The following is a 15,804-nucleotide window of genomic DNA, read 5'->3' on the forward strand; positions in this document are numbered from 1 at the left end:
CCTCCATGGTCACTGAAGCCCCCGCCGCATCCACCCGCGATCCGTTCACGCTCACCGGTTCGCGTGCCCTCGTCACCGCCGCCAGCCGCGGCCTCGGCCGAGAGATCGCGCTCGAGCTGGCCGGCCAGGGCGCCGACGTCGTGCTCGGCGTCCGCGACCCCGATGGCTCGGCCGACCTGGTCGACGAGCTGCGGGCGTTCGGCATCGACGCGGTGGCGATCCGGATGGATGTGCTCGATCTTGCCGCTTGCCGCGCGGCCATCGACGGGGTCACGACGGAGCGCGGTCCGATCGACATCCTCGTCAACAACGCCGGTGGCGGGATCGACTCCCCCGCCTTCGAGGTCACCGAGGACGACTTCGACCACGTCTGGCAGCTCAACACGCGCTCGACGTTCTTCCTGTCACAGCACGTCGCGAAGAGCATGCGGGAGAACGGAGGCGGCGCGATCGTGAACGTCGCGTCGCAGGCCGGGCTCGTGGCGCTGCCCGGTGAGGCGTCGTACTGCGCGGCGAAGGCCGCCGTCGTGCACCTGACGCGCTGCTTGGCCGTCGAGTGGGGCCCGTACGGCATCCGCGTCAACGCCGTCGCGCCGACCTTCATCGAGACCGACGGCACCTCCGCGGCACTCTCGGACGACGCGTTCCGTGCCGACACCGCCGAGCGCATCGCCGCGCTCCACCGCATCGGCGAGCCGCGCGAGGTCTCGGGAGCGGTCGCGTTCCTGGCGTCGCCGTCGGCATCCCTCATCACCGGCCAGACCCTCGCCATCGACGGCGGCTGGACCGCCCGCTGACCCGCTGCTGACCCGCTTAACGATTCGTGCCGAATGTGCGTTCTCGCGTCGCGATAGCGCACATTCGGCACGAATGTGTGAGGGAGGATCAGCCCAGGCGCGCCTTCAGGTTCTCGCTGATGGCGTCCAGGAACTCCTCCGTGGTGAGGAACTTCTGCTCCGGGCCGACGAGGAGCGCGAGGTCCTTCGTCATCTTGCCCTCCTCGACCGTCTTCACGACGACGTCCTCGAGGGTGTGCGTGAAGTCGATGAGGTCCTGGTTGCCGTCGAGCTTGCCGCGGTGCGCGAGGCCGCGCGTCCAGGCGAAGATCGAGGCGATCGGGTTGGTCGAGGTCGGCTTGCCCTGCTGGTACTGGCGGTAGTGGCGGGTCACCGTGCCGTGCGCGGCCTCCGCCTCGACGACCGAGCCGTCCGGCGTGGTCAGCACAGAGGTCATCAGGCCGAGCGAGCCGAAGCCCTGCGCGACGGTGTCGGACTGCACGTCGCCGTCGTAGTTCTTGCAGGCCCAGACGTAGCCGCCCTCCCACTTGAGGCTGGAGGCGACCATGTCGTCGATGAGGCGGTGCTCGTAGGTGAGGCCGGCCGCGTCGAACTTCTCCTTGTACTCGGTGTCGAAGACCTCCTGGAACAGGTCCTTGAAGCGGCCGTCGTAGGCCTTCAGGATCGTGTTCTTGGTCGACAGATACACCGGGTACTGACGGTCGAGGCCGTAGTTGAACGACGCGCGCGCGAAGTCGCGGATGGACGCGTCCTGGTTGTACATGCCCATCGCGACGCCGGCGCCCGGCGCCTGGTAGATCTCGAAGGACTGCGCCTCGCCGCCGTCGGCCGGCTGGAAGCTCATCGTGAGCGTGCCGGGGCCGTCGAACGTGAAGTCGGTGGCGCGGTACTGGTCGCCGAAGGCGTGACGGCCGATGACGATCGGCTTGTTCCAGCCGGGGACGAGCCGCGGGATGTTGGAGATGATGATCGGCTCGCGGAAGACGACACCGCCGAGGATGTTGCGGATCGTGCCGTTCGGGCTCTTCCACATCTTCTTCAGGCCGAACTCCTCGACGCGCGCCTCGTCGGGCGTGATGGTCGCGCACTTCACGCCGACGCCGTGCTTCTGGATGGCGTGGGCCGCGTCGATCGTGATCTGGTCGTCGGTCTCGTCGCGCTTCTGGATGCCGAGGTCGTAGTACTCGAGGTTCACATCGAGGTACGGGTGGATGAGAGAGTCTTTGATGGCCTTCCAGATGATGCGTGTCATCTCGTCGCCGTCGAGTTCGACGACCGTTCCGTCAACCTTGATCTTGTCCATGGTTCTCCTGGGGTGTCTGCCGTTTTACGCCGACGACAGCTTACCCGAGCGCGACAACTATCTTGACATCGAGACACTTTCTCCCAGCTGCCGGTCGGGTGCGGCGCGACTATGCCGCGGTCGCTCGCGCACGTTACCCTTTCGTCATGGCTGAGTTGAGACTGGAAGAGTTGAGCGCGCGGACCGTCGTGGCGGCGAACGCGCTGACGCTGAAGCCGGGCCAGGAGCAGTTCATCGCTCCCGTGTCCTACTCGGCCGCGGCCGCGGTCGCCGATCCGAACACCTCGTGGCAGCGCGTCGTGCTCGACGGCGACGAGGTGGTCGGCTTCATCATGGGCAACTTCGACCCGAACGCCGAGCACGAGGAGTTCAAGGCCATCCTCTGGCGGATCAACGTCGACGCCGACGACCAGGGTCGCGGCATCGGCACGTTCGCCGTGCGTGCTCTCGCCGACGAGGCGCGCGCCCGTGGCCACCAGCGCCTCTACGTGATCTGGGAGTCGGGCGAGCTCGGGCCGGAGCAGTTCTTCCTGCGCAGCGGCTTCCAGCCGGTCGGCGAGACCCAGTACGGCGAGACGATCGGTGCCCTCGATCTCTGACCCGGAGCCCGACCCGGAGGACGCGGCGAGCGCATCCTTCGTCGAGCGGGTGCTCGAGGTCGTGGATGCGATCCCGCCCGGGTTCGTGATGACCTACGGGGATGTGGCGGCGACGCTGGGGTCGCGTGCGGCCCGGATGGTCGGCCAGGTCATGGCGTACTACGGCTCGGACGTGCCGTGGTGGCGGGTCGTGCGGGCCAGCGGGCACCCCGCGGCGGGTCACGAGCACATCGCGCTGCAGCACTACCGCGCGGAGGGCACTCCCCTGCTGGGCGGCGGAAAGTCGCCGTACCGGGTAGATTTGCGGGCGGCCCGCTTCGACGACGCGCGGAATCATCCCTCCGACCGATGAACCATTCAGTTCCGTAGTGTTCACTCGTAGGAGATCCTTGTCCCTTTCCCCTGGAGCTGCCGTGCCCCGCATCCGAACCGCCGGAGTCATCGCGACGACGTCCGCCCTCGCCCTGGCCCTGTCCGGATGCTCGGTGCTGACCGCGTTCGAGCCTCACGTCGACTCCGCGATCTGGGACACGGCCAAGGAGATGAAGGCGTCGAACACGGCCCTCTTCGGCTCACCGACGTTCGTGCCGGACGACGCGACGGTCATCCGCGTCGACTACGACACCCAGAACGGGTCGGCGATCATGACGTACACATCGCACACGCGGGTCGCGCCCAACACCTGCCAGAAGGACACCGCGATCCCGAAGCCTGCGATCGAGGACAGCTGGTGGCCGGTTCAAGGCATCCCGGACAAGGCCTCGGACTGCGGTGGCGGCTGGGTCGCGTTCGCTGTCGGCGACCAGGTGTGGGCCGCGAAGGCTCCCACGTCGAAGTAGGCCGGTACCCGCGGGCGGTCAGTGGAACTGCGGGATGATCAGCCAGATCCCATAGAGCACCGCGGCGACGCCGATGGCGAAGCAGACGACCGCTCCGACCGTCGCGGTGAGCGGGCGTCGCCCGGTCCGCACGCTCGCCGCTCCGCCGTCGGCGTCCAACGGAGCGCCGACGGCCAGCAGCCGCAGGGCGACCGCGTAACTGATCACGACCACCGTCGTCGCCGCGAACGCGACCAGCAGCACCACGACGAACGAACCCCAGTCCACGCCGAGGAACGAGCCGTCGGGGGCCGCCGTGTTGACGATCAGCTGTCGCATCCTCATCCCTCCTGCCCGGCGCCCACGGACGCCGTCGCGCGCGAGCCGGTCGCGTCGCCCTCGGCCTCGTCGCCCTCGCCGTCGTTGACGTTGTGCCGGGTGACCGGGTTGCGGCGCGAGAGCGCCCACAGTCCGAGACCGGCGAGGAGCCCGACCACGGCGACACCGATGAGTCCGATCAGGCTGGCCGAGGCGATCCAGGCCGCCAGTCCTCCCACCAGTGCCGCCGCGGGCAGCGTCACCACCCAGGCCGTCGCGATCCGCCCGACGACGCCCCAGCGCACCGAGGCGAGCTTCTTGCCGAGGCCGCTGCCCACGACGGCACCCGAGGTGACCTGCGTGGTGGAGAGGGCGAAGCCGAGGTGCGACGAGACCAGGATGGTGGCGGCGGACGACGTCTCTGCCGCGAAGCCCTGGGGAGCCTTCACGTCGGTGATCCGCTTGCCGACCGTGCGCATGATCCGCCAGCCGCCGAGGTAGGTGCCGAGCGCGATCGCCAGGCCGCACGAGACGATCACCCAGAACGGCGGCGCGCTTCCGGAGCTCAGGTAACCGGCGGCGATCAGCGTGAGGGTGATGACGCCCATGGTCTTCTGGGCGTCGTTCGTGCCGTGGGCGAGCGAGACGAGGGAGGCGGAGACGGTCTGGCCGTGCCGGAACCCGGCCTCCGCGCCGTGGACGCGCGCATTCCGGGTGATGCGGTAGGCCGCGAAGGTGGCCACCAGGGCGACGCCTCCCGCGACCAGGGGCGACAGCAGAGCGGGGACGATCACCTTGCTCAGCAGCACGCCCCAGTCCACGGCTCCGAAACCGGCTCCGATCACGGCGGCGCCGATCAGTCCCCCGAACAGCGCATGCGTCGAGCTCGACGGCAGGCCGAAGTACCAGGTGACGAGGTTCCACAGCACCGCGCCGACCAGGCCGGCGAAGATCATCGTCGGGGTGATGTCGACACCCGACGACCCCTCTTTGATGACGCCGCCGGAGATCGTCTGGGCGACCGCGGTCGACAGGAACGCGCCCACCAGGTTGAGGACGGCCGAGATGAGCACGGCCGTGCGGGGCTTGAGTGCGCCGGTGGCGACGGAGGTCGCCATCGCGTTGGCGGTGTCGTGGAAGCCGTTCGTGAAGTCGAAGACGAGGGCGACGACGATCACGGCGACGACCGTGACGAGGATGTCCATCGGCGGTCCTTCCGGGAAGGTTGACGGGCACGCGATGCGCCCACCCCCTGAGTACGCCGATCCCCGTCCGCCTTCGTGAACGGCGGATGAATTCTGGTCAGGAACCCTGCACCGGGATGGTGAGCTCGATGATCGTGCCGAGGCCCTCGACCGAGCGCACCTCGGCCCGGCCGGACACGGCCTCCACCCGGTCGCGCAGGCCCTCGAGACCGCCGCCCGGCTCGATGCGGGCGCCGCCCTGTCCGTCGTCCTTCACGATGACGGTCACCGTCGCGTCCGCACGCGACACCGTGACGGTGCACGTGCGAGCGCGCGCGTGCTTCGCAGCGTTGGCGAGCGCCTCCGAGACGCAGTAGTAGATGGTCTCCTCCACGACCTCGGGCAGCCGGTCGACGATGTCCACGTGGACCTCGACCGGCACGTGACTCCGGAGTCCGAGCTCCTCGATCGCCGAACGCAGGTCGCCGTCGCTCAGCACCGTGGGGTGGATGCCGCGGGCGAGCTCCCGCAACTCGCGGAGGGCGTCCGCGAGCTGCTCGGACGCGCGCTGCAGGTCGCCGGCGAGCTCCTCGTCGCCGTGCGCCTCGGCCTTCGACGTCGCGATGCGGAGGCTGATGGCCAGCGAGACGAGCTGCTGCTGGCTGCCGTCGTGGAGGTCGCGCTCCAGCTTCCGGCGAGCGAGGTAGCCTTCCTCGACGATGCGCAGCCGCGACTCCCGCAGTTCCTGGATGGTGCGCTCCAGCCTCCCGCGCAGCCGGTCGTTGTCGACGGAGAGCAGGAGCGCCGACGAGACGGCATCGAGAAGGCGGTCGTCCTGGCTGAGTGCCACGTCGTGCTCGATGAGGGCGATCGGTCCCTGATCCGAGTCGATAGCGAGCACCGAGCGACCCGGCCGGTCGGTCGGACCGGCGTCCGGCATCGGCCTTCCGTCGCTGGTCTGGTAGCTCTGCAGCGGCTCGTCCCACCAGAACACGCGCAGGGATCCGTCGTGCAGCATCCGCGCGAGGCTCGACTCCCACAGACCGCGGTCGACCTTGTCGCGCGCGACGATGACGAGGTCCGCCATCCGCGAGCGCAGTCCCCGCGCGTAGAGCACACCGCCGACGAACGCCGGAGGGATCAACGCGATCGCGACCGGCGGGATGAACTGCAACCATCCGCCGTCCCAGCCGAACGCGAAGCTCAGCGAGTCCTGCACCGTGCCGTAGCACCAGAGCAGGATGGCGAGCGGCATCACGAAGGCCACCCGGCGGGCCGGGAGGGAGCTGGTGAACCAGCGGGCGATCAGGCGGGCCGCGACGGTCAGCATGAGCGCGAGCCCCACGAAGCGCCACGCCAGCCCCAGCCAGTAGTCGGCCGTGTCGCTGGGCAGCACGGCGTAGGGATTCATCACGCACCCGCACTCGGTCGGCTCGGGCGACGAGAACAGCAAGGTGCCGCCGAGACGCACCGCGAAGGCGATGGAGATGGCCAGCAGAATGGCGCGGTCGAAACGCGCGACCAGCCTCCCCGTCGGGTAGCAGAGCACGAGGAGCCCGACCAGCACCGCCCACAGGTCCGTCACGCCCTGCACCCACGGCCACACCCAGCCCCACTGCCGGACCAGCGGATACCAAGCGCCCGCCGACCAGAAGAAGGCGGCCCCGACCATCAGCCAGCCGGGGATGGGACTGCGCACGATCCGCCAGGCGATCACCGCGCAGACGACGTAGACGACCGCGACCGAGACGAAGACGATGGCCCAGCCGACGCCCGAGGGACGCGGCCCGTAGTCCCCGGTGAGCGCGCTGAGCACCTGCGCCGTGACGTTCGACGCGATGGCGACCGTGACGGCCAGCGCACGGAGGATCAGCCGGCCCGTGCCCGGTCGGGCGGGGGCGACGCCGACATCACCGGTGCGCGCGGCCTCCGGATGCGCCGGGAGCGCGGCATCCATGGGGTCAGGCGTCCCGGCCGAGGAAGCGCAGCACCGCGAGCACCCGTCGATGGCCCTCGGCGGAGTCCTCCACACCCAGCTTCGCCATGATGTGCCCGATGTGGGATTCGACGGTGCGGAGGCTCAGGTGCAGCTCGGTCGCGATGCCGACGTTCGACTTGCCCTCCGCCATCAGCCGCAGCACGTCCCGTTCCCGTGAGGAGAGCGACTCGACCGTCGCCTCCGACGACCGCGCGGTGACGAGCAGCTGCACGACTTCCGGATCGACGACCGAGCCGCCGCGCGCGACGGTGCGGACCGCGGTGACCAGGGTGTCGGCGTCGGCGACGCGGTCCTTGAGCAGATAGCCGGTGCCGCTGCCGGCGCTCATCGCGCGGATCGCGTACGACGCGGTGGTGTACATGGAGAGAAGCAGGATGCCGGCGCGCGAGCCGCTCGCTCGCAGGCGTTCGAGAGCCCGCAGCCCCTCGTCGGTGTGGGTGGGCGGCATCTTGATGTCGAGGACGATCGCGTCCACATCCCCGTCGGTCGCGACGGCGCGCAGGAGTTCCTCGGCGGTGTCCACCGAGGCGACGACCTCCATACCGCCCGCGCGCAGGATCTGTCCGATCCCCTCGCGCAGCAGCACTGCATCGTCGGCGACGGCCACTCTGAGCGCGCGAGACTCTACAGTCTGTCCCCCGCTCACGCGCTTACCTTAGCAGGGTGCGGATCGCCTCACCGGTCAGCTCGTCTTTGTTGATGAAACCCTCCGCGCCGCTGTCGGCGACGCGTCTTCCGTAGTCGGTCGCCGACCGGCTCGACGTGAGCACGACGGCGGCTCCGGTCGCCCGCATCGCGGGCACGATGTCGAAGCCGCTGGCGTCGGGCAGGCCGACGTCGAGCAGGACGACGTCCGGGGCGAGGCGACGGCTCAGCTCGATGCCGCCGGCAGCGGTCGCACTGTCGCCGACAACCATGAAGCTCTCCAGGCGGAGCAGCTCCGCCGCCTGTTCACGGAACCGCTCGTGGTCGTCGACGATCACAACGCGGAGGTACATGGCACCATCATCTCCGCACGCACCCCGAGGTTCATCCGTGCCTCCACGCAAACGGAATGAGGTGACCCCCCGGATGTGGGCCATCTGAGCCCAGGGCCAGGATGTGAGACAACCTCAACGACCCGAACGTCGAGGTTCCCGCCGATGAGCGGGACGAAAGTCCACCCGAGGAGATGGCGATGTCCACCGCGACCCGAACCGCCGACCCGACCGGCGCCGCTGCCGCCCGAACGGACGCGGCGACCGGGGCGGGCGCGGTGGACGGCCGTCACTCCGGTCGGGGCCGACGTGGGGCCGACGAGCTGCCCGTCGTCGTCATCGATCTGACGCGCGCGGCTCGTCGCTTCCGCGATCTGCGCGCTGCCTTCCCCTGGGTGGACGTGCACTACGACGTCAGCGCTCTCGCGCATCCGGCTCTGCTCGCGACCATCTCCGCCGAGGGCGCCGGCTTCACCGTGACCCACGACGCCGCACTCCCGGCCCTCCGCCGAGTGGATGCGGACCTCGGCCGGGTGTTGCACGCCACGCCGGGTGCGCGCTGGCTGCAGCGGCGTTCCGCCTGGGAGGCGGGCGTCCGTCGGTTCGTCGTCGACGACCCGGACGACCTGGACACCTTCGTCTCCGCACCGGCCGGCACGGAGGTGCTGCTCCGGGTCGACCCGGCCATCGCCGTCGCGGTCGCCCGGTACGCGTCGACGTTCGGCGTGCGCGTCGCCGGCCTCTCCCTCCCCGTCGCTCCGGACACCGCCGCCACCGACCTGGTCGCGCTCCTGCAGCGCGCCGTGCGTGCGAGCGCAGAGGTGTCCGCCGCGACCGGCCGCCGTCTGGAGCTGCTCGACCTCGGCGACACGTTCTCCGACGGCACGGCCATCCGTCCGGCCGAGTGGCCGGCACTCGCCCGCACCATCCGCTCGCTCGTCGCTCCGGCGACCTCCCGCACCACCGTGGTGGCCACGGCCGGTCGCGCGCTCGTCGCCGACTGCATCACCGTCTCCGCCGGCGCGGCAGCGCGCTTCGCCGACGGCCCGACGGCAAGCGCCTACATCGACGCAGGATGCGAGGTGGTCGTGCTCCGCGACGGAATGCGCGACGGCCTGCTGTCCCGCCTGCCCCTCTTCCGTACGGCGCTGACCCGCGAGGCACCCTCCGTGCGCCGCACCCCGCACGCCCGCACGGGCGGACACCGCACACTGCGTCCCTCCCGGGCGCGCTCGACCTGGTCCCCGGCCGGCTGACTCAACCCCTGACCGGCCGGCGACCGGCGGCGGGGACCACGGGAGGCTTCCCCGTGGTCCCCGCCGGAAGTGCGGAAGTGCGGCCGCATGCGCGGCCCTGACCGCTACACCAGCGAGTCGCGCCAGGCCGCGTGCAGCTGGGCGAACCGGCCGGTGCCCGCGATCAGGTCGTCGGGCGTGCCGTCCTCGACCACGCGGCCGTGCTCCATGACGAGCACCCGGTCGGCGATCGCGACGGTGGACAGGCGGTGCGCGATGATCACGGCCGTGCGGTCGGCGAGCAGCGTCTGCAGCGCCTCCTGCACCAGGCGCTCGCTCGGGATGTCGAGCGAGCTCGTCGCCTCATCCAGGATGAGCACGGCCGGGTCCGCGAGGAACGCCCGCGCGAACGAGATCAACTGCCGCTGTCCCGCGGAGACGCGGCCGCCGCGCTTGTTCACGTCGGTGTCGTAGCCGTTCGGCAGACCCTCGATGAACTCGTGCGCGCCGACCGCCTCCGCCGCCCGCACGATCTCGTCGCGCGTCGCATCCGGCTTGCCCAGGGCGATGTTGTCGGCGACAGAGCCGCTGAACAGGTACGCCTCCTGGGTGACCATCACGATCGCCCGACGCAGATCCTTCGGGTGCAGGTCGCGCAGGTCGACGCCGTCCAGCTTCACCGAACCCGCGGTGGGGTCGTAGAAGCGCGAAATCAGCTTCGCCAGCGTCGACTTGCCCGCACCGGTCGAACCGACCAGCGCGACCGTCTGCCCGGCGGGGATGTCGAGCGTGAACTCCGGCAGGATGACGCGGTCTTTCTTGTAGGCGAACGAGACATCGTCGAAACTCACGTGCCCCTGCGCCGACCACAGGTCGACCGGCCGCACCGGATCCGGAACGCTGGGCTCCTCCTCCAGGACGCCGGAGATCTTCTCCAGCGCCGCGGCGGCCGACTGGTAGGAGTTGTAGAACATCGCCATCTCCTCCATCGGGTCGAAGAAGCGCCGCGTGTACAGCAGCACCGCGAGCAGCACGCCGATCGCGAGCTGCCCGTCGGCGACGCGGAAGCCGCCGACCAGCAGCACGACGCCGACCGTGACGTTGCCGATCATCACGAGGCCCGGGTCGAAGATCCCGAACAGCTGGATGACGCGGGCGTTCACATCCCGGTAGTCCTCCACCAGCCCGCCGAAGTCCTTCTCGTTGCGTTTCTCCTTGCGGAACGCCTTGACCGCGCGGATGCCGGTCATGGTCTCCACGAAGTGCACGATCAGCTTCGCCGACGCCACCCGCGAGATGCGGAAAAGCACCTGCGAGCGCTTCTGGAACCACCGTGTCAGCAGGTACAGCGGCACGAGCGACACGAGCAGCACGACACCGCTGATCCAGTCGATCGAGAACAGCGCGATCGCGATGAACAGCATGTACAGGAAGCCCTGGACCAGCTGGTTGATGCCCGAGTCGAGCAGCTCCCGGATGGAGTCCAGGTCGCTCGTCTGGCGCGAGATGATCCGGCCGGACGTGTACGACTCGTGGAACTCGAGCGACAGCTTCTGCGTGTGCAGGAACACCCGCTTGCGCAGGTCGAGCAGGATGGCCTGGCTGATCCGCGCGCTCAGCACCGTGTACCAGGCGATGAGCGCAGCGCCGATCACGCCGGTGACCAGGTAGGCGATACCGGCGGCGGCCAGCGGGAACCAATCCTGCTTGAGCAGCGCCGGCAGGCCGTTGTCGATGCCGAACGCGATGATCGCGGGACCCGCCACCTGGGCGGCCGTGCTCACGACGACCACGACGGCCGTCAGCGCCAGCCGCATCCGCAGCGGGTGCAGCAGCGAGCCTAGCAGGCGCAGCGAACGGCGCCGTACCTGCCGGCTCTCCTCCTTGCTGAGGTCGTTGCGCTCTTCGCCTTCGACGCCCAGGACGGTCGTGGTGCTCACAGGTTCACCTCCTCGAGAATCTCTTCGTTCTGTTCGTCCTCCAGGCTGGAGATGACGAAGCGGTAGTGCTCGCTGCTGGCGAGCAGTTCGTGGTGGGTGCCGACCGCGGTGACGCGGCCGTCCTCCAGCAGGGCCACTCGATCGGCGAGCATCACCGTGGACGGGCGGTGCGCGACGATCAGGGCCGTGGTCGAGGCGAGCACCCGGCGCAGCGCGGCCTCGACGAGCGCCTCGGTGTCGACGTCGAGCGCCGACAGCGGGTCGTCGAGCACCAGGATGCTGGGGTTCGCGGCGACGGCGCGCGCGAGCGCGAGCCGCTGTCGCTGACCGCCGGACAGGCTGAGCCCCTCCTCGCCGACCTTCGTCTCGACGCCCTCGGGGAGGTCGTAGACGAAGCCCGCCTGCGCCACCTCGAGCGCCTCGGTGAGCACGCGCTCGGCCTCCGCCGAGGCGGGATCGAGGTCGTCGCGGCCGAGTAGGACGTTGTCGCGCACGGACGCCGAGAACAGGGTCGCATCCTCGAACGCCATGGCGATCGCCTTGCGCAGGTCGTAGCGGGTGAGGTCGCGCACATCCACGCCGTCCACCTTCACCGCGCCGCCGGTCACGTCGTACAGCCGTGTCGTCAAGGCGGTCAGGGTCGACTTGCCCGAGCCGGTCAAGCCGACCAGGGCCATCGTCTCCCCCGGGCGGACCGTCAGGCGGATGCCGTCGAGCAGGTCCGGGAAGCGCTCCGGTGAGTCCTGGTACCGGAAGTGCACGTCGTCGAAGACGAGCTCTCCCCGGGGCTCGGCGATGCGCTTGGGCTCGGCCGGGTCGGTGATCGTGTTGACCTCGTCCATCACCTCGAAGTAGCGGTCCGCCGCCGTGCGGGTGTCGAAGGTCATCGACAGCAGGAAGCCGATCGACTCCACGGGGAACCGCAGGACGGTCGCCGTGGCGAAGAACGCGACGAGCTCGCCGACCGACAGCTGGCCCTGCGCCGACAGCCAGACGCCGACCACGAGGCAGATGCCGAACGCGACGTCCGGGACCAGCAGCAGCCACAGCCAGATCCCGGCGATGGCCTTCGCCTTCTCGATCTCGGTACCGCGCAGCTCCTCCGCGCGCGACTCGAAGGTCTTCAGCGCGTGCTTGCCGCGCCCGAACGCCTTCAGCACACGGATGCCGTGGACCGATTCCTCGACGGCCGTCGCCAGGTCGCCAGCCTGGTCCTGGCTGCGCCGCGCGATGACCGAGTACTTGTTCTCGAACACGAACCCGTAGATCCACAGCGGGATGGAGCACACCAGGAAGATGAGCCCCAGGATCCAGTTCCAGCCGATCAGGATCGCGAACCCGACCACGATCGTGACGACGTTGACCACCAGCAGCACGATGCCGAACGACAGCCAGCGGCGGATCATGCTGAGGTCACTGACCGCGCGCGACAGCAGCTGGCCGCTCGGCCAGCGGTCGTGGAACGCGACAGGGAGATCCTGCAGCTGCGCGTACAGCGCGTTGCGCATCTTCGCCTCGACGTGGGTTCCCGGGGTCAGCACGAACCAGCGCCGCAGCGAGATGAACACCGCTTCGGCGGCACCCAGCCCGACCACGAGCAACGCGGCAGGCCACACCGCCGACGGGTCGCCCGTCGACAGCGGGCCGTCGACCAGCCAGCGCAGCACCTGCGGGATGCTCAGCGCGACGAGGCTGGCCAGCAGCGCGGCCACCATGCCCAGGATGATGCGGGGCGCGGCGGACTTCGCGAACGGGAGGATGCGCAGCAGGATGCGCGCGGTGCTCTTCCGCTTCGCGGCGGTCTTCGGAGTCTGGGTGTTCGGAGTCTGGGCGACAGACATGGATGATCCGTTTTCTGTAGGTGTCCGACGTCATGGAGCCGGCGGCGAGCACGCGGAGGAGTCGCCGAAGACACGCCGACGATGGCGGGTCTTGTGGTGTGGATGCGGGGAGCGTCCGCAGACGATCCCGGTGTCGCGCGCGGCGGCGCGCGGCAAGGGGCGGGGAGCTACCGCCCGGACGGTCGGGCGTCGGCCGCGAGGGCGGCGACGATCCCGGGCACGGTGGTCTTTCGTGCGGTCTCGATCGTCGTCATGGCGTCCTCCCAGCCTCGATGTACACGTCCGTTATGCCGCGACAAGGCAGCCCTACAGCATATTGCCAGGTTCTCGCCGAATGCAAGAGTTTTTCTCACATCCCACCGAGGGGCCTCGGCGAGATGCGAGCGAGCGCGGGAATTCCGCCGAGTGGCGACGAGATGTCACCACTCGGCGGAAGGGGTCAGCGGATCCGGATCGACAGGCAGGTGACGCATCCCTCGAGCTTCTCGAACTCCGAGATGTCGACCTGGATGACGGTGTAGCCGAGGTCCTCGACCAGCGCCACCGACTGCGGGGCCGACGACGACATCAGCACGGTGTCGTCCGAGAGCACGACGACCGCGGTGCCGTGGGCCTCCGGCACGGGGAGGAAGCGCTCGAAGACGCGCGGGTCGTCCACGATCGGCTCGTAGCCGATGATCGTCCCGTCGGGCAGCGCCGTCACGGCCGTCTTCAGGTGCAGTGCCTTCGTGACCGGCACGGCGACGACGGTGTACCCGAGCGGCGCGACGAGGGCGCGGAGCTGGCGGATGCCCTCCGCGTTCGTGCGCCCACCGCGACCGACGTAGACCGTCGAGCCGACCTTGAGCACATCGCCGCCCTCGAGCGTCCCCGGCGCCTCGATGCGCTCGAGGTGCAGACCCTGCGCCCGCAACGCGGCCTCCGTGCCCACGACCTCCGCGCGGCGCGACTCGGCGCCGGGAAGGGTGATCACGGCGGTGTCGCCGAAGACGACGGCGGTGTCCTCCACGAAGACGGAGTCGGCCATGGAGTCCGCGCTCGCGACCTCGACGGTCTGCCAGCCGGCCTCGGAGAGGGCCGCGACGTAGGCGTCCCACTGCGCGTCCGCGCGCTCCGCATCCACCGGCTGGCGGTCGATGTGGGTCACCAGGCCCTCGGCGAGGTTGCCGGCGGGGATGCGGACCAGCGCGACCTTCCGGTCGGTCTCGAAGCGGCTGCGGGTGCCCTCGACGACGCGGAACAGCCACCGGCCGAACGTCGGAGTGAGCGCGGTGATGGCGACGGCGTAGAGGAGGTTGATCCCCAGCAGTGTGCCGAGCACCGCGACGATCAGGTCGCCGCTGAACGGCGAACCGCCCGAGGTCGCGGTCAGGATGGTCCCGACCGCGGGCGCCAGCACTCCGGCCAGCACGCCCGCGATCAACGCCGTCCACCACCGGTCGAACGCACCGACGAAGCCGGCGACCCAGAGCAGCACGAAGGCGATGACGCTGGTCAGCGAGAAGTAGTTGCTGACGGCGACGATCAATGCCCCCGACGGGGCCGACGACCCGGCGAGGCTCCCCACGTAAAACGCGGCGATCATCGCCGCGTGAACGACGAGGACCACCACGAGGGCAGCGACAAGGGATGCGATGAGCCGGCGGCCCCAGGAAGACGTCATGGGATCCAACCTAGCGGAGCGCCGCTATGCGTTCGCTGGCTCCCGGAGCCGGTCGAGCGCGAGCTCCTCCGCCGCCTGCAGCGTGGTGACCCCGCGCTGGTCGGCCGCCCGGAAGATCTCGGCGACCGTGTCGCCGATCCGCTCGACGCGCTCCTGCGTGGCCTCGGCGGTCACGCCGGGCTCGCCCGCCATCGACAGGAAGATCACACCGCCCGCGTTGACGACGAAGTCGGGAGCCCACAGGATGCCGCGTGCGGCGAGACGCTCCGCTCCCGAGCGGTGCGCGAGCTGGTTGTTCGCGGGGCCGACGACCGCGGCGACCCGGAGCTCGTCGATCACCCGGTCGGTCAGGACTCCGCCGACACCGGCGGGGACGAAGACATCGCCCTCGACGCGGTGGGCGTCATCCGGCTCCACCCAGGTGGCGCCGAGCGCCTCCGCGAGGGCGCGCTTCGCGGGGTTCACGTCGGTGACGGTCAGCACGGCGCCTTCGCTGGCGAGGCGCATCGCGATGAGCGATCCCACGTGTCCGAGGCCGAGCACGATCACGTGGCGCCCGGCGACATCCCGGCTGCCGAACGCCCGCTCCATGGTGGCCTGCAGACCGGCGTAGACGCCTGCCGCGGTCGCATCGCTGGGCTCCCCGACCCCGCCCTCCGACGGCGGGAGGCCGCAGACGTGCGCAGTGCGCGACGCGACGACGGACATGTCCTCGGCGCTCGTGCCCACATCCTCCGCGGTCATATAGCTGCCGCCGAGCGTCTCGACGGCGTCGCCGAGATCGAGCATGGCTTCGTAGCGCTCGGTCGGTGTGAGCACCGTGCCGCGCGGCACGTAGACGACGGCCTTGCCGCCGCCGCGGTGGAGACCGGCCGCCGCGTTCTTGAGGGTCATGCCCTCGGCCAGCCGCAGCGAGTCGGCGACCGCCTCCTGCCAGGAGTCGTACGTCCAGACCCGGCATCCGCCGAGGGCCGGGCCGAGGACGGTGGAGTGGACCGCGATGCTGATGGTGAGACCGCTCCGCCTCCCCTTCACCACGTGCAGTGTTTCGTGCGGCAGGTCTGCGGGCAGGACGGACATCGGTGTCTCCTCGTGGGATCGCGGTGAAAATGTGTGACGGTCTTGTGGAC

Annotated in this window: 15 protein-coding genes; 5 read left to right on the top strand and 10 right to left on the bottom strand. The window is 70.0% G+C overall.

The window, feature by feature from the left end; translation table 11 throughout:
- Positions 1-5: 5 nt before the first annotated feature.
- Positions 6-797, top strand: coding sequence for a 3-oxoacyl-ACP reductase family protein (locus tag J2Y42_RS17025; protein WP_309860879.1), 792 nt, complete (start codon positions 6-8; stop codon positions 795-797).
- An 88-nt stretch (positions 798-885) separates the two neighbouring features.
- Here the strand turns inward: J2Y42_RS17025 and J2Y42_RS17030 are convergent, their stop codons facing one another.
- Positions 886-2,100 (bottom strand): NADP-dependent isocitrate dehydrogenase, encoded by a 1,215-nt coding sequence (locus J2Y42_RS17030; protein ID WP_018191879.1) that lies wholly within the window; start codon positions 2,098-2,100, stop codon positions 886-888.
- Positions 2,101-2,246: 146 nt separating this feature from the next.
- Here J2Y42_RS17030 and J2Y42_RS17035 point away from each other — a divergent pair, with 146 nt between their 5' ends.
- From J2Y42_RS17035 to J2Y42_RS17045, 3 genes are all read left to right on the top strand, one after another.
- Complete coding sequence (locus J2Y42_RS17035; protein ID WP_026307266.1) at positions 2,247-2,699, top strand: GNAT family N-acetyltransferase; 453 nt, start codon at positions 2,247-2,249, stop codon at positions 2,697-2,699.
- Positions 2,683-3,051, top strand: coding sequence for an MGMT family protein (locus J2Y42_RS17040; RefSeq protein WP_309860884.1), 369 nt, complete (start codon positions 2,683-2,685; stop codon positions 3,049-3,051). Before J2Y42_RS17035 ends, J2Y42_RS17040 begins: the two co-directional genes overlap by 17 nt.
- Positions 3,052-3,112: 61 nt before the next feature.
- A complete protein-coding gene (locus J2Y42_RS17045; protein WP_309860887.1) occupies positions 3,113-3,538 on the top strand; it encodes a hypothetical protein in 426 nt (141 codons plus the stop codon).
- 18 nt (positions 3,539-3,556) lie between these two features.
- Here J2Y42_RS17045 and J2Y42_RS17050 read toward each other — a convergent pair whose 3' ends face one another.
- The 5 genes from J2Y42_RS17050 to J2Y42_RS17070 all read right to left on the bottom strand — a co-directional run bounded on the left by J2Y42_RS17050 (position 3,557) and on the right by J2Y42_RS17070 (position 8,016).
- Positions 3,557-3,856, bottom strand: coding sequence for a hypothetical protein (locus J2Y42_RS17050; RefSeq protein ID WP_309860890.1), 300 nt, complete (start codon positions 3,854-3,856; stop codon positions 3,557-3,559).
- Between the two features lie 2 nt (positions 3,857-3,858).
- A complete protein-coding gene (locus J2Y42_RS17055) occupies positions 3,859-5,040 on the bottom strand; it encodes an anion permease (protein ID WP_309860893.1) in 1,182 nt (393 codons plus the stop codon).
- A gap of 97 nt (positions 5,041-5,137) precedes the next feature.
- Entirely contained in the window at positions 5,138-6,976 is a 1,839-nt protein-coding gene (locus J2Y42_RS17060; RefSeq protein WP_309860895.1) for a sensor histidine kinase, read from the bottom strand.
- A gap of 4 nt (positions 6,977-6,980) precedes the next feature.
- Positions 6,981-7,664, bottom strand: a complete 684-nt coding sequence (locus J2Y42_RS17065; protein WP_309860897.1) for a response regulator transcription factor — start codon at positions 7,662-7,664, stop codon at positions 6,981-6,983.
- Positions 7,665-7,668: 4 nt separating this feature from the next.
- Positions 7,669-8,016, bottom strand: coding sequence for a response regulator (locus J2Y42_RS17070; protein WP_018191889.1), 348 nt, complete (start codon positions 8,014-8,016; stop codon positions 7,669-7,671).
- Between the two features lie 179 nt (positions 8,017-8,195).
- Between J2Y42_RS17070 and J2Y42_RS17075 the strand changes: the two genes are divergently transcribed.
- Positions 8,196-9,251, top strand: a complete 1,056-nt coding sequence (locus J2Y42_RS17075) for a hypothetical protein (protein ID WP_309860903.1) — start codon at positions 8,196-8,198, stop codon at positions 9,249-9,251.
- A gap of 104 nt (positions 9,252-9,355) precedes the next feature.
- Here the strand turns inward: J2Y42_RS17075 and J2Y42_RS17080 are convergent, their stop codons facing one another.
- The 4 genes from J2Y42_RS17080 to J2Y42_RS17095 all read right to left on the bottom strand — a co-directional run bounded on the left by J2Y42_RS17080 (position 9,356) and on the right by J2Y42_RS17095 (position 15,754).
- Complete coding sequence (locus J2Y42_RS17080) at positions 9,356-11,170, bottom strand: ABC transporter ATP-binding protein (protein ID WP_309860905.1); 1,815 nt, start codon at positions 11,168-11,170, stop codon at positions 9,356-9,358.
- Positions 11,167-13,011, bottom strand: coding sequence for an ABC transporter ATP-binding protein (locus tag J2Y42_RS17085; RefSeq protein ID WP_309860908.1), 1,845 nt, complete (start codon positions 13,009-13,011; stop codon positions 11,167-11,169). Before J2Y42_RS17085 ends, J2Y42_RS17080 begins: the two co-directional genes overlap by 4 nt.
- A gap of 439 nt (positions 13,012-13,450) precedes the next feature.
- Positions 13,451-14,674, bottom strand: a complete 1,224-nt coding sequence (gene ddaH, locus J2Y42_RS17090) for a dimethylargininase (protein WP_309860910.1) — start codon at positions 14,672-14,674, stop codon at positions 13,451-13,453.
- 24 nt (positions 14,675-14,698) lie between these two features.
- Positions 14,699-15,754 carry a Glu/Leu/Phe/Val dehydrogenase dimerization domain-containing protein gene (locus tag J2Y42_RS17095; protein ID WP_309860913.1) on the bottom strand — a complete coding sequence of 352 codons (1,056 nt, stop codon included), beginning with the start codon at positions 15,752-15,754 and terminating at the stop codon, positions 14,699-14,701.
- Positions 15,755-15,804 lie beyond the last annotated feature (50 nt).

Origin of the sequence: Leifsonia sp. 1010 (assembly GCF_031455295.1) — a bacterium.
In the GTDB taxonomy this organism is placed as follows: domain Bacteria; phylum Actinomycetota; class Actinomycetes; order Actinomycetales; family Microbacteriaceae; genus Leifsonia.

Bases quoted from the DNA above. Each gene is read 5' to 3' on its own strand.
- J2Y42_RS17050 (WP_309860890.1), bottom strand. From the start codon at position 3,856: ATGCGACAGCTGATCGTCAACACGGCGGCCCCCGACGGCTCGTTCCTC.
- J2Y42_RS17070 (WP_018191889.1), bottom strand. From the start codon at position 8,016: ATGTACCTCCGCGTTGTGATCGTCGACGACCACGAGCGGTTCCGTGAA.
- J2Y42_RS17030 (WP_018191879.1), bottom strand. From the start codon at position 2,100: ATGGACAAGATCAAGGTTGACGGAACGGTCGTCGAACTCGACGGCGAC.
- J2Y42_RS17025 (WP_309860879.1), top strand. From the start codon at position 6: ATGGTCACTGAAGCCCCCGCCGCATCCACCCGCGATCCGTTCACGCTC.
- J2Y42_RS17085 (WP_309860908.1), bottom strand. From the start codon at position 13,011: ATGTCTGTCGCCCAGACTCCGAACACCCAGACTCCGAAGACCGCCGCG.
- J2Y42_RS17055 (WP_309860893.1), bottom strand. From the start codon at position 5,040: ATGGACATCCTCGTCACGGTCGTCGCCGTGATCGTCGTCGCCCTCGTC.
- ddaH (WP_309860910.1), bottom strand. From the start codon at position 14,674: ATGACGTCTTCCTGGGGCCGCCGGCTCATCGCATCCCTTGTCGCTGCC.
- J2Y42_RS17035 (WP_026307266.1), top strand. From the start codon at position 2,247: ATGGCTGAGTTGAGACTGGAAGAGTTGAGCGCGCGGACCGTCGTGGCG.
- J2Y42_RS17095 (WP_309860913.1), bottom strand. From the start codon at position 15,754: ATGTCCGTCCTGCCCGCAGACCTGCCGCACGAAACACTGCACGTGGTG.
- J2Y42_RS17075 (WP_309860903.1), top strand. From the start codon at position 8,196: ATGTCCACCGCGACCCGAACCGCCGACCCGACCGGCGCCGCTGCCGCC.
- J2Y42_RS17060 (WP_309860895.1), bottom strand. From the start codon at position 6,976: ATGGATGCCGCGCTCCCGGCGCATCCGGAGGCCGCGCGCACCGGTGAT.